The sequence below is a fragment of the Alcaligenes sp. MMA genome, from assembly GCF_020907215.1.
GTDB lineage: Bacteria > Pseudomonadota > Gammaproteobacteria > Burkholderiales > Burkholderiaceae_B > Alcaligenes > Alcaligenes aquatilis.
Window position 1 is genome coordinate 172,929 of sequence record NZ_JAJJPP010000004.1, and the last position, 13,040, is coordinate 185,968.

Annotated in this window: 12 protein-coding genes; 7 read left to right on the top strand and 5 right to left on the bottom strand. The window is 58.4% G+C overall.

What is annotated here, in order from left to right:
• The first annotated feature begins 40 nt into the window (after nt 1–40).
• The 5 genes from LNA76_RS16985 to LNA76_RS17005 all read left to right on the top strand — a co-directional run bounded on the left by LNA76_RS16985 (nt 41) and on the right by LNA76_RS17005 (nt 5,649).
• Entirely contained in the window at nt 41–1,612 is a 1,572-nt protein-coding gene (locus tag LNA76_RS16985) for an ABC transporter substrate-binding protein (RefSeq protein WP_125277909.1), read from the top strand.
• A gap of 155 nt (nt 1,613–1,767) precedes the next feature.
• Nucleotides 1,768–2,754, top strand: a complete 987-nt coding sequence (locus LNA76_RS16990; RefSeq protein WP_094195192.1) for an ABC transporter permease — start codon at nt 1,768–1,770, stop codon at nt 2,752–2,754.
• A gap of 1 nt (nt 2,755) precedes the next feature.
• Nucleotides 2,756–3,670 (top strand): ABC transporter permease, encoded by a 915-nt coding sequence (locus LNA76_RS16995; protein ID WP_121737647.1) that lies wholly within the window; start codon nt 2,756–2,758, stop codon nt 3,668–3,670.
• Nucleotides 3,671–3,673: 3 nt separating this feature from the next.
• On the top strand, nt 3,674–4,648 hold the full coding sequence (locus LNA76_RS17000; RefSeq protein ID WP_026483910.1) for an ABC transporter ATP-binding protein: 975 nt from the start codon (nt 3,674–3,676) through the stop codon (nt 4,646–4,648).
• On the top strand, nt 4,645–5,649 hold the full coding sequence (locus LNA76_RS17005) for an ABC transporter ATP-binding protein (protein WP_042484890.1): 1,005 nt from the start codon (nt 4,645–4,647) through the stop codon (nt 5,647–5,649). Before LNA76_RS17000 ends, LNA76_RS17005 begins: the two co-directional genes overlap by 4 nt.
• 168 nt (nt 5,650–5,817) lie before the next feature.
• On the opposite strand, the gene panD is transcribed toward LNA76_RS17005, so the two are convergent.
• Nucleotides 5,818–6,378: an aspartate 1-decarboxylase gene (gene panD / locus LNA76_RS17010; protein ID WP_094195190.1), complete on the bottom strand. Its 561-nt coding sequence runs from the start codon at nt 6,376–6,378 to the stop codon at nt 5,818–5,820.
• 262 nt (nt 6,379–6,640) lie between these two features.
• Between panD and LNA76_RS17015 the strand changes: the two genes are divergently transcribed.
• The gene (locus LNA76_RS17015) at nt 6,641–7,420 is read left to right on the top strand and encodes an ABC transporter ATP-binding protein (RefSeq protein ID WP_094195188.1); all 780 of its coding nucleotides are present in this window, start codon (nt 6,641–6,643) and stop codon (nt 7,418–7,420) included.
• Nucleotides 7,421–7,769: 349 nt separating this feature from the next.
• On the opposite strand, the gene LNA76_RS17020 is transcribed toward LNA76_RS17015, so the two are convergent.
• Entirely contained in the window at nt 7,770–8,387 is a 618-nt protein-coding gene (locus LNA76_RS17020; protein ID WP_094195187.1) for a flavin reductase family protein, read from the bottom strand.
• Nucleotides 8,388–8,548: 161 nt separating this feature from the next.
• Here LNA76_RS17020 and LNA76_RS17025 point away from each other — a divergent pair, with 161 nt between their 5' ends.
• Nucleotides 8,549–9,526 carry an AraC family transcriptional regulator gene (locus tag LNA76_RS17025; protein ID WP_094195186.1) on the top strand — a complete coding sequence of 326 codons (978 nt, stop codon included), beginning with the start codon at nt 8,549–8,551 and terminating at the stop codon, nt 9,524–9,526.
• A gap of 22 nt (nt 9,527–9,548) precedes the next feature.
• Here the strand turns inward: LNA76_RS17025 and LNA76_RS17030 are convergent, their stop codons facing one another.
• Genes LNA76_RS17030 through LNA76_RS17040 form a run of 3 tightly spaced genes read right to left on the bottom strand, consistent with a single transcriptional unit; the run spans nt 9,549 to nt 13,024 of the window.
• Nucleotides 9,549–11,141 (bottom strand): phytoene desaturase family protein, encoded by a 1,593-nt coding sequence (locus LNA76_RS17030; RefSeq protein WP_230019522.1) that lies wholly within the window; start codon nt 11,139–11,141, stop codon nt 9,549–9,551.
• Nucleotide 11,142: 1 nt separating this feature from the next.
• Complete coding sequence (locus LNA76_RS17035; RefSeq protein ID WP_123050694.1) at nt 11,143–11,754, bottom strand: flavin reductase family protein; 612 nt, start codon at nt 11,752–11,754, stop codon at nt 11,143–11,145.
• A 25-nt stretch (nt 11,755–11,779) separates the two neighbouring features.
• Nucleotides 11,780–13,024, bottom strand: a complete 1,245-nt coding sequence (locus tag LNA76_RS17040; protein WP_094195183.1) for a styrene monooxygenase/indole monooxygenase family protein — start codon at nt 13,022–13,024, stop codon at nt 11,780–11,782.
• Nucleotides 13,025–13,040: the final 16 nt, after the last annotated feature.

Consider the following 13,040-nt stretch of genomic DNA (forward strand, 5'->3'; position numbering starts at 1 on the left):
TCTCTATCAGCGACACCAACCATCCCATCAGGAGGTTTTCATGAACAAAACAGTATTGGCTGCTGCGCTGGCAGCTCTGGTCGCCCTGCCCATGGTAGGCCACAGCAAGACGCTTACCTGGTCCAGCCAGGGTGACTTCATGACCCTGGACCCCCACGCACAGAACGAAAACCTCATCATTACTGCCAGCTCGTATGTGTATGAGCCCTTGGTGGACTACAACAAAGACTTCCAGTTAACACCTGCACTGGCGACCTCCTGGGAACAGCTAGAGCCCACGGTCTGGCGATTTACTCTGCGCGAAGGCGTGAAATTTCATGACGGCGCGCCCTTTACCGCTGACGACGTCGTGTTCTCCATCCACCGTGCCATGGCTCCCACGTCCAATTTCAAAGCCTACGTCAACGGCATTGATAAAGCGGTCAAAGTGGACGATAAAACGGTGGATATCATTACCACCGCCCCCAACCCTGTACTGCTGCGACAGTTGACCAACGTCTTTATCATGAACAAAGACTGGTCCGAAAAAAACAAGGCCCAACAGCCGCAGGATTTCAACAAGAACGAAGAAACCTATTCCTCGCGCAACACGAACGGCACTGGCCCCTACAAAGTGAAGTCCCGTGAAGTGGATGTGCGTACCGTCTTTGTGGAAAACGAAGAGTGGTGGAACAAAGGCAATAAAGTGGGCAACGTCACCGAAGTGATCTACGTGCCTATCAAGCAAAACGCCACCCGTACCGCCGCCTTGCTGTCGGGCGAAGTGGACCTGGTGTTGGACCCACCAGCACAGGATTTGCAGCGTCTGCGCCAGCAAGCCAAGGTGGTGGAAGGTAATGAATACCGCACTATCTACCTAGGCCTGGACCAAAAGAGCCCCGAACTGAAGTACAGCAGCATCAAGGGCAAGAACCCCTTTGCTGACCAGCGCGTGCGTGAAGCTCTGTACGTGGCCATCGACATTGAGGCCATCAAAAAAGCAGTGATGCGCGGTTCCTCCGCCCCCACTGGCACAATGATCGCTCCACAGGTTCACGGCTACACCAAGGAATTGGCGCAGCGCCTGCCTTACAACCCGGACCGGGCCAAAGAATTGCTGAAAGAAGCTGGTTACGACAACTCCCTGACCTTCACGCTGGACTGCCCGAACGATCGCTACATCAACGATGAAGCCATCTGCCAGGCCATTGTGGGTATGTGGGCCAAGGTCGGCGTCAAGGCCAACCTGAACGCCATGCCTCGCGCCACCTACTTCCCCAAGGTGCAAAACTACGACAGCAGCGCCTATATGTTTGGCTGGGGCGTGCCAACCTTTGACGCACTCTACACCCTGCAAAGTCTGATGCACAGCAAGGGCGAGGGCGCTGACGGCTCCTTTAACTTTGGCAACTACAACAACGCTGAAGTTGACACCCTGATCGACCAGATCAAGACCGAGACCGACACCGCCAAACGCGATGCGGCCATTCATAAGGTTCTGGAAATTCATGCTAAAGAAGTGGGCCACATCCCACTGCATGACCAGATCATTCCTTGGGCAATGGCTAAAAAAGTCGACGTCATTCACCGTGCGGATAACCGCATGGCGGCTCAATGGGTCACCGTGCAATAAGCCTTTCTTGCCTATCCTGCCCCGCTGCCATGCGGGGCAGGTCTTATGTAGTCCATCGTCTTCATTTCTGCACACGCCCCCTTGACGGGCCCTTTCTACACATTAAGGACGACACTGGTCGCGAGTGATCCTCGCGCTCTACCAGGAGACCGCCTATGCTGGTATTTATTATTCGCCGTCTGATCCAGGCTGTTCTGGTGATGCTGACGGTCAGCCTTCTGGCTTTTGTGCTGTTTCGCTACATTGGTGACCCGGTCACCATCATGCTGGGACAGGACGCCACCGAACAAGATCGCGTGGAACTGCGTGCCAGCCTGGGGCTGGACCAACCCGCCCCCGTGCAATTCGGACGCTTTGTGTCCCAGGCTGTACAAGGTGAATTTGGCCTGTCCCTGCGGCAAGCCCAGCCTGTCTCCACGCTCCTGAAAGACCGCCTGCCTGCCACCGTCGAGCTATCCGTGGTGGCCGCCATACTGGCCTTGCTGATCGGCCTGCCGCTGGGCGTGTACACCGCCTTGAAGCGCAATGGTTTCATGGCACAGAGCATTCTGGCCTTTTCCCTGCTGGGCATATCCCTGCCCACCTTCCTGATTGGTATCTTGCTGATCCTGGTGTTTTCCGTGCAACTGGGCTGGCTGCCCAGTTATGGCCGGGGGGAAGTCCTGAAGTTTGGCTGGTGGAGCACCGGCCTGCTTAGCTGGGACGGCATCAAGCATTTGATCCTGCCTGCCATCACGCTCTGTTTGTTCCAGCTCACGCTGATCCTGCGTCTGGTGCGCTCCGAGATGCTGGAAGTGCTGCGCGCCGACTACATCAAATTTGCGCGTGCCCGTGGCTTGTCACAACGCGCCATCCACTTTGGCCACGCCCTGAAAAACACCATGGTGCCGGTTATCACCATCACGGGTCTGCAACTGGGCGGCATCATCGCCTTTGCCATCGTGACGGAAACCGTTTTCCAATGGCCGGGCATGGGTCTGCTGTTTATCCAGGCCGTGCAATTTGCCGACATCCCTGTGATGGCGGCCTACCTCTGTCTGATTGCCCTGGTATTTGTTGTGATCAACCTGCTGGTAGACCTGCTGTACTTCCTGGTCGATCCACGTCTGCGCACCCAATTGTCGGGCGCCAAGGGGCACTAATATGTTCGCTAAATTGAAAACCGCCTGGGATAGCGATCTGGTCTGGTCCTGGCGTCATTCCCCCGTGGCCATCGCGGCTACCATCATGGCCTTGCTGCTGTTTATCGGTGCATTGGGTGCCCGCTGGGTGGCCCCCTACGACCCGTTCGATCTGACCTCCATCGACCTGATGGATGCCTTGCTGGCACCGGCCTGGTCGGAGAACGGCTCGCCCCAATACTGGTTGGGAACAGACAGCCAGGGTCGTGACCTGTATTCAGCCCTGTTGTACGGGACGCGCACCTCCTTGCTGATCGGTCTGGCCTCGGTGGCTCTGTCCATGGTGGTCGGCATTGTGCTGGGCCTGCTGGCCGGTTACTCCGGTGGCCGTGTGGATGCCTTCATCATGCGGGTGGCCGATGTGCAGTTGTCCTTTCCAGCCATTCTGATTGCCTTGCTGATCGACGGTGTGGCCCGTGCGGTGTTCCCCTTAAGCATGCACGATGTGGTCGCCTTTCCGGTACTGATCGGGGCCATTGCACTGGCCGGTTGGCCGCAATATGCCCGTACCGTGCGCGGCTCCACGCTAGTGGAAAAAAACCGTGAATACGTGCAGGCTGCCCGCGTTATTGGCGTGTCCTCGCCACGCATCATGTTCAGCCATGTGCTGCCCAATGTGATGGGCCCCGTGCTGGTGCTGGCCACCGTGCATCTGGCCACTGCCATCATTACCGAAGCCACGCTGTCCTTTCTGGGTGTCGGCGTGCCGGCCACCTCGCCCTCCCTGGGCACCCTGATCCGGGTCGGTAACGACTTCCTGTTCTCGGGCGAATGGTGGATCACGATTTTCCCTGGCCTGATGCTGGTGCTGCTGGTGCTGTCGGTCAACCTCCTGGGCGACTGGTTGCGTGACGCCCTGAACCCCAAATTGAGCTAAGCCATGACTGCACTCTTAACTGTCCAAGACCTGTGTGTCGAATTTCCGACCCGGCGTGGGGTGCTCCAAGCCCTGGATCATGTGTCCTTTTCCATCGCCCCCGGTGAAGTGCTGGGTGTGGTGGGCGAATCGGGCGCCGGCAAGTCCCTGACGGGTTCCTCCATTATTGGTTTGCTCGATGCCCCTGGTCGCATCAGCGGCGGCCAGATCCTGCTGGAAGGCGAGCGCATCGACAATCTGAACCAGGACCAGATGCGCAAGATTCGTGGCCGCAAAATTGGCGCGATCTTCCAGGACCCGCTGACCTCGCTGAACCCGCTCTACACCGTGGGCCATCAACTGGCTGAAACCATCGTCACGCACCTGCCCCTGTCCTGGAAACAGGCACGGGAACGCGCCATCGAACTGCTGGAAGCCACCGGCATTCCGGCAGCGCGCGAGCGTATCGACCACTATCCGCATCAGTTCTCTGGCGGTATGCGCCAACGGGTCGTGATTGCGCTGGCACTGGCGGCCGAGCCCAAGCTGATCGTGGCGGACGAACCCACCACTGCGCTGGACGTCTCCATTCAGGCGCAGATCATCGACCTGCTGAAAAAACTCTGTCGCTCGCAAGGCACTTCGGTCATGTTGATTACCCACGATATGGGGGTGATTGCCGAGACTGCCGACCGCGTGGCCGTGATGTACGCCGGTCGCATTATCGAAATTGGCCCTGTTCAGGATGTGATCCAGAAACCCAGCCACCCCTATACCCGTGGCTTGATGCGTTCCATCCCCAATCTGCACGCCGGACTGGAACGTCTGGAACAAATCCCCGGCAGCATGCCGCGCCTGAACGCCATCCCGCCGGGCTGTGCCTTTAATCCGCGTTGTGACCGCCGTTTTGATCGTTGCCTGGTCGAACGCCCCGAGCTGTTGCCTGTTCCCCCACAAACACAGGCGGCCTGTTGGCTGCATGCACAGGAGTCCGCATGAGCGCCCCTAAACAAGCCCTGGTCCAGGTCAAGGACGCTGCCTGCTGGTTTGATGTGTCCCCGCCCTTGCTGGAACGTCTGGTTTACCGCAAACCCAAAGTCAACCTGCGGGCGGTCGATGGCGTCAGTTTCACCTTGAACAAGGGTGAAACGCTGGCACTGGTGGGTGAGTCCGGCTGTGGCAAATCTACCGTGGCCCGTTTGCTGACGGGTCTGTATTCGCTGACACGTGGCGAGATTCTGTTTGATGGCCAGTCCCTGCAAACCATGGACAAGGCCAGCCAGAAGGCCATGCGCAAACGCCGTCAGATGATTTTCCAGGACCCCTATGCCAGCCTGAATCCTCGCTGGCGCGTGGGCCGCATCATTGCCGAACCACTGGTCACGCACACCGACATGAGCAGCGCCCAGCAAGAGGCCAAAGTAGCCGAGCTGCTGACGCAAGTAGGGTTGAACCCCAGCGACGCTCAGCGTTACCCGCACCAGTTCTCCGGCGGCCAGCGCCAGCGTATTTCCATTGCCCGTGCGCTGGCCCTGCAGCCTGAATTTATCGTCTGTGACGAGCCGACCTCGGCGCTGGACGTGTCAGTGCAGGCACAGGTACTGAACCTGATGAAGGACTTGCAGCGCGAGTTGGGCCTGACCTACCTGTTCATCTCGCACAACCTGGCCGTGGTACACCACGTCGCCGACCGGGTTGGCGTGATGTATCTGGGCCGGATTGTGGAAATTGCGCCACGCGATGACCTGTTCGCGCAGCCTCGCCACCCCTACACGCGCATGTTGCTGGGAGCCATTCCCGACATGAGCGGGGCGGGCAAAAGTCGCATTCCGGTAGCAGGGGAAGTGCCCAACCCGCTGAACCCGCCATCAGGCTGTACCTTCCATCCACGCTGCCCGCTGGCCAATGATCGCTGCCGCCGCGAAGCCCCGGCTTTGCTGCAAACCGGGCAGCACGAAGTGGCTTGCCATGCTGTAGAAGAAGGGCGCGATCAGGCCTGATGTAAAAAACGCTGCATCTACTGCCTTTGGCAGTGGCTGCAGCGTTTTTTTGACCGCTGATTATTCTTGAGCAACACACCTTTCCTGGTCGGAAAGCAGGGCTGGAAAATACCCAGGGTGATGATGTTCTAATGAGCAGCCGGACCATTGCGGCCCGGCGCAAAAATATCAGTTTTGAGTCGCAGGCGCGAAATCGGCCAGATGGCAGGACAAAATGTCAGCAATGGCGCGATCGTCCAGGCCACGGGAGCGCAAGTCAGCAGACAGGGCGTCCACATCCACACGGGCCAGAGGACGCTCGGCACCACGAGGGCGGTCGTCACGCACCACGCGAAAGTCGTAATCGCGCTGGGCGGTCTTGGCCACTTCGTAGTGCATGACTTCGTCCACTTCGTTTTCTGGCGTGAAGGTCAGCACGGTAGGGCGCAGGGAATACAGGTCTTCGGAGTTCATCACGTATTCGGTTGCGCAGATGATGACGGTATCGCCTTTTTGACAGGTACGAGCCGCCGCGCCATTCAGGACTACACAGCGCGAACCGGGTTCACCGAAGATCACGTAGGTAGAAATACGGGCACCGCTGTCCTTATTCCAGATTTCCACAAACTCCATGGGTAAAATGCCCGCTTGTTCGCAGATTTCCGGATCCAGGGTGATCGACCCGTGATAGTTCAAGTCGGCACCGGTCACCTTGATACCATGCAGCTTGGCACGAACCACTTTTTTCATGACAACACTCTCTAGAAACAGGTCCCCTAAAAACGGACACCTAAACTTGGCTAAAACGCGGCTTGCGCTACGCCCTTAGCCCGATCAGGGCTGCGGGAAAGACTGCATCATAAACCCAGAAATGCGCCCAAATCCGTTTAGACCCACAGATTTGTACGGGAAAACCACAAGCCCAATGATTTGCCTGGCGGCCAGTCTGTGCTGTAATCCCCTCTGCCGCGTCGCACCGGTCTTTTTTATTTTCAATACGATACCGCTTTCCATGCCCAACCTGCTCATCGAGAATATTCACAAACGCTATGGCACCCTGGAGGTCCTCAAGGGAGTCTCTCTAAGCGCGGAGCCGGGCGATGTCATCAGCCTGATCGGTTCCAGTGGCTCGGGCAAAAGTACGTTCCTGCGTTGCATCAACTTTCTGGAAGCGCCCAACTCGGGCCGTATCGTCATCAAGGGCGAGGAGCTGAAAACCCGTCTGGACCCTAAAACGGGCGAACTGGTTGCAGTCGATAAACAACAGCTCAAGCGCCTGCGTACCAGCCTGGCCATGGTGTTCCAGCACTTCAACCTGTGGTCCCACATGACAGTGCTGGAGAACATTACCGCCACGCCTATTCATGTGCAGGGAATGGACAAGGCTCAGGCCATTGCCAAAGCCGAACTGTATCTGGACAAGGTAGGCCTGTCGCGCGATCTGGCCAAGCAATACCCCGCCTTCTTGTCCGGCGGCCAGCAACAGCGTGTGGCCATTGCCCGTGCGCTGGCACTGGAACCCGAAGTCATGTTGTTTGACGAGCCGACCTCGGCACTGGACCCGGAACGGGTGGGCGAAGTCTTGCGCGTTATGCAGAATTTGGCCGAAGAAGGGCGCACGATGGTGGTCGTTACCCACGAAATGAGCTTTGCCCGCAACGTCTCCAGCAAGGTGGTGTACCTGCACGAAGGCCAGATCGAAGAAGAAGGCCCACCGGAAGAAGTGCTGGTATCGCCACGCAGCCCTCGTCTGGCGCAATTCCTGGCGGCAGGTGGTTCGTCAAAGGGCTAAGATGCCCGTCTACGGCACGCAGAGCAGTTTGACGGGGCTGTGACTGGCTATTCTGCCCCTTGGGTCGGTTGGATCGTCCAGTCACCGAGCAATCGCGAAGCGGTAGGTTCGCTGAGCCTGCCAGACTGCGACACGACGGAAACATCGAAAAGCCGGATCGCCGGATCGCCGGATCGCCGGGCCGCCAGAACGCCAGACAGCCGAATGTACATCAACAGGCAAAACAGCCCAAAGACTTCGGCCACACCCTGAGCAGACATAAAGCAAACGGCGCCTTTTGGCGCCGTTATGCATTGGCAGTCACTCCAATGAAGCCGCCAACCAGCAGCTTCTGACTACAACCCTGCTATCAGGACTTGGGACGCGGCATATCGAACAAGGTCAGGTCGGTAATTTCAAAGTAATCGCCAGGACCACCGCCACGCAGAATCGGACGTGGGATCGCGGTGCGGTAAATGCCATCCACGATACAGTTGGGCGAGACATGCACACCCACCACTTCGCCCAGCACCATCCAGGTGTTCAGGTCCTTGCCTTCCGAATCCTTCAATTGAAAGTGCGTCGTCACCTTGCACTCCAGCGAGGCATGGCTCTCGCCCACGCGGGGGGCATCAATCAGTCGAGAGTCCGCAGGCGTCAGGCCCGCAACTTCAAACTCGCGCACATCCTGTTCCAGACTGGTCATGTTCATTGGCTCGGCCAGATCACGCGACGCCAGGTTCCAGGTAAAGACGCCGGTTTCAATGGCGTTGCGCACGCTGTCTTTGTAGCCTACGCTGGAAAATGCGATGACAGGCGGGCGGTAGTTGAACACATTGCAGAAACTGTAGGGGGCCAGATTCAGCACGCCGTCCTTGCTTTTGGTGCCGATCCAACCGATAACACGGGGCCCCACAATAGAACTGATCGGGTCGTGGCGCAGTCCATGGCCTTGAGTGGGTTCATAAAAGTGAAAGTCTTTCTGCACGGTTCCCTCTGTTAATAAACACAACAAACTAAACAGGACTGCGGGAAATCCCGGTGGCCCACTGATATACTTTACAACTAAAATAAAGCTGCTGCAAACCGTTGAAACTCAAGGTTTTACGTCTCCTTCCTGCCTTTCAGAACCATCTAGGCACATGAAACATGGAAAATAAGCCCGATCACTGGGCACGTGTAGCGTCTGCTGACCTGGAACACGTGCGCAAATCTGTCAGCGACATGTTCAAATCGCACCAGCTCAAGCAGCTACGTGCCGATCAGACCCTGCAAACCCGACTGCGCCATGCCCAGTTTGGTCAGGTCGCCTTGAGCCGCCTGGGCTATGGCGCCGACGTACACATACAGCCTGATCACCTGGCCGGGTTTTACCTGGTTCAGATGCCCCAATACGGCACCGCCAAAATCCGCTGCGGTGGCCAAACCGTGGACTCCAGCCCCTACGCCGCCACGATCCTGAACCCCAACGAGGACGTGGATATGGTCTGGCACGCCAATAATGAGCAATTAATGCTCAAGATAGACCGCAATCTGGTGGAACAGGCTGCCCGTGGTCTGGGTCTGGATGTCGGCCCGCAAGGCCTGCTGTTTCCGGTACGCCTGCAGGCTCACACCCAACCTTCCTGGCAGATCATGCTGCGCTACGTGCTGGACTGTGCCCGCAACTACGAGTACATCCGACGCTCCCCGCTGATAATCAACCAGCTGGAGCAATTGGCGGTGACGACCCTGCTGGATCTGCACCCACCGGCTCAAATTCAGGCGCTGAACCCCACCCGCATCTTGCCGCGCCATCTTAAGAAAGTCGCCAGCCATCTGCATGAACAGGCCCATTTGCCCGTCACGGTGGACGAGCTCAGCACCATCGCTGGCGTCAGCTCGCGTACCTTGCAACAAGCCTTCAAGGAGCACTATGGCGTCAGCCCCATGCAATATCTGCGCCAAGTGCGGCTGGACCGTCTACGCCACGAACTGATCCACTCCAACGAGCCTCATCTGACGCTGGCTGATCTGGCCATGCGCTGGGGCTTTGCACACCAAGGCCGATTCAGCGCCGAATACCGCAGCCGCTTTGGCGAAACGCCTAGCGAAACCCTGCAACGAGTGCGCGGCGGTCAGCACTAAGCGGACCGCCTCATTCGTCCTGTCACCCCTTCAAGATACGCTGGGCGGCCAGATAGCCGGATTGACCACCCAGGCCAGGGCCCGGATGCACCGCTGCACCAATTTGATGCAGATTGCGCCAGGGCGTCGTGCCGCTGCGCGCGTTCTTGTGTCCGGCAAAAGGGCGCATGAAAAAGAACTGATCGGGTGAGCACACACCGCTATACGGGTCACCTCCCACCAGATTCATATTCAAGGCTTCCAGATCCGCCGGGCTGACGCTATGTCGCCCGATGATCTTGCCAGCCAGACCGGGCATAACGGTTTCCAGACGGGCCTGTACACGGTCAGCCATCGCCTCGCGCACGGCTTCATTCCAGCGACCATCCGCCGGCACAGAAATCTCGCCCGCCTCATCACCTTTGATATGGCGCGGCAGCTCCTGCATTTGCACCCATAAGATCCAATGTCCTTCCGGTGCGCGAGTTACATCCACCGCCACCGGCTGGCCCACGGCCAAGGTCGGTTTGGCAGGCAGGTAGCCATTGCTGGCCGTCACCACGGAGGAGCACACCTGCTCCATGCTTTCCGTCACGTGAACCATGGGTACATGGCACAGTTCCGGATCCACCCAGTCGGGTGGGGAATTCAAGGCAAAGTGAATTTGCATGCCGCCGCGACCATAGTGATAATCCTGGGCGGACTTCAACAGCTCGGGTTCAACTTCCGGCAACAAGTCGCCGTAAAGCTGACCGGGCGTCACATTGCACACCACCGCCCGGCGGGCCAGGTAGCGCTGCGTGCCGACACACACCCCGATGGCTTTATTGCCTTGCACCAACACGCGATCCACATGGGAATGAGTCAGTACCGCGCCACCAGCATCTTCAATAATGCGGGTAAAGGCTTCCACAATCTGGTAACTGCCGCCTTTGACCACCGGCATACCACCGCTGACCACGGCGCTGAAAGTCAGTTTGCCGATCAGGGCCGAGCTGGCCTCATCCGGGCCCAAGCCGCTATGCAACACCCAGGGAGCAATCATGGCGCGAGCCAGGTCGCTGCGCAGATCGCGCATGGCCCAGCGCCGGAAGCTTTCCAGGGCTTGCGAGCCAAAGGACATCAAACCGTCCAGACCCCGTTCCCGCCAGGCGCCAAACGCCAGTTTGGCCATGGGCCAGCGGTAAGGCTCACCGCCTAGCAACCCAAACACCAGACCGGCATCCGGGCCAAACATACGTGCCGCCATCGCCCCCAAGGCATCGCCTTCACCGGGCATCAAATCATTGAAACGACGCACCGTGTCGTCCATATCCTGGCGCAAAGCCAGACTAGGACCACCAGGAATTGCCAGACCCGTGCTGTACTGGCCTTTGACAAACTCCAAACCGGCCTTGGCCAAGGGTTCGGCCAGGGCGGCATAAGAAGCGCCCCCCATGAACAGGGGATACCAACTGGACAACACATCGTGAGTGAAACCGGGGAACAGCTCCTGCGTACGGATACACCCCCCGGCCACGGCGTTGCGCTCCAGCACCGTGACCGACAAACCCCGTTGCGCCAACAAGGCAGCGCAGGTCAGGGAGTTCATCCCGCTGCCGACAATGACAACATCAGCGCTGTGCGCGTCACTCATTTCAACGGTCTCCGCTAGGCGTTGTCAGGTTGGCGAAACGGCCACGGTGAAACACCGCCGGTTCATGTTCGGTCAAGGTGGTGTGGCGCACCACACGGCCAATAAACAAGGTGTGATCGCCGCCTTCATGTTGACGGTAGTTCTCGCACACAAAGGTCGCCACACAATCGTCCAGCAGTGGCACACCTTCTTCCCCATCCACATGAGAGACCAGCGAGAACTTGTCCTTGACCTGAGAATTGGCAAAACCCAGGGCCACGGGCACTTGCTCCTGGCTGATCACGTTGATGGCAAAGTGGCTGCAGTTTTCAAAAACCTCCAGGCTGGGCGAATGATTCACCAAGCTCCACATCACCAAAGGCGGCTCCAGCGACAGGGAGGTAAAGGAATTGATGGTCAGACCCACCGCCCGGCCATCGGGACAACGAGTCGTGACAATGGCCACACCCGTTGGAAAATGGCCCAGTGCCTGGCGAAACGCACGGCTATCGACCACATTCAGATTGGACGGTGTGGGTTTGGCGTCAGCGGCTGCCAACGCTTGGGCAGACACGGCCTGCCGCTGCTCAGCGGTTTGGGACGGGCAGTCTTGCAGCGTTGCGGTGGGGGTCATGATACGTCTCCTTGAATACTATCTATCAGGCGGCCACAGATTGGCTGCGAGTCTTCTCGATCAATGCCTGAGCGGCACTCAGATCTTCCCAGGCCGGGAACAGAACTGGCGGGTGGTTAAAGCTGTTGGCCAGGAAATGGGCCAGGGCAGGCGATTGCTGGGCCGAGGTCAACAAGGCAAACGAGGAGTCGGTTGGCGGCTTCAACATGGAGTTGGTCCAGCGCACGACCAGGTTGGCGTAATCCCAGTAACGCTCGAACGTTTCCTGCATCCAGTTACGATCAAACGCGCCTTCACCGCGCTGCAAGATGCTGTCCAGATATACCTGGGCGGCTTTGGCCGCATTGTTGGAGCCCTGGCCGGTAATCGGGTCGTTCACAACCACAGCATCGCCCAGACCCAGCACCATACGGCCCGACGGCAGCGTCAGCACGGGTTTGCGTACCGTGGGAGGGAAAGCGCCGGACAGGTAACCCTGGGCATCGGTCAGTTCCACATTGCGGGCACGATCGGCTTCCCAAGGCAAAAATTCACGCAGGAAGGACACGCTTTGCTCCAGGTGCGCTTCAGGCGTCTTGGCATCGCGGAAGCGATCCAATGGGCCACCGGGCACGCCTTCAAACACCATGATGTCGCAAGGGCCGGACAAGGTCAGCGATGGGAACACAAAGTATTCGCCCACACCTGGGATGAAGTTGAAGGACACACGCGAATATTCGGGCGTAGGCTCCAGACCGTGTACGTAAGTCAGGGCCAGAGCGCGCTGGGGCTTGTCGTACATGGAGCGCTGATCGTCACGCTCGAACAGTTTGACCACTTCGCCTTTACCGGCCGCCAGCATGGTCAGATCATATTCCTGAGTGATGCGCTCCAACTCGGCCACGCCCACGTCTTCCATGATCAGCTTGCCGCCGCGCTGCTCGAACAATTCCAGCCAGTAAGGCATTTTCACGCGCTGGTCGGTAGCTTGAGCTTCACGGTCCAGACGAGCACTCCAATCCACGGCCTTGGTGTCAGGCTGCTCGGGGTTGGGCAGGGCAAAGCCGATACCTTGTACAGGTGGGCATTCGTCATCCCAGAAGTTCAAACCCAGACGGCGCTCGACGTCCAGCGCCTCGGCAAACATGCACTGGCTGGACATTACGCGGCCACCACGAATATCGTCAGGACCACGGTTGGTGAAAACGGCTACGTCGTAGCCCTGGGCCAAAAGGCCAAATGCAACGGGCATGCCAGCTTGGCCAGCGCCCACAATAGCAACTTTACGCATGATTTTTTTCCTTCTG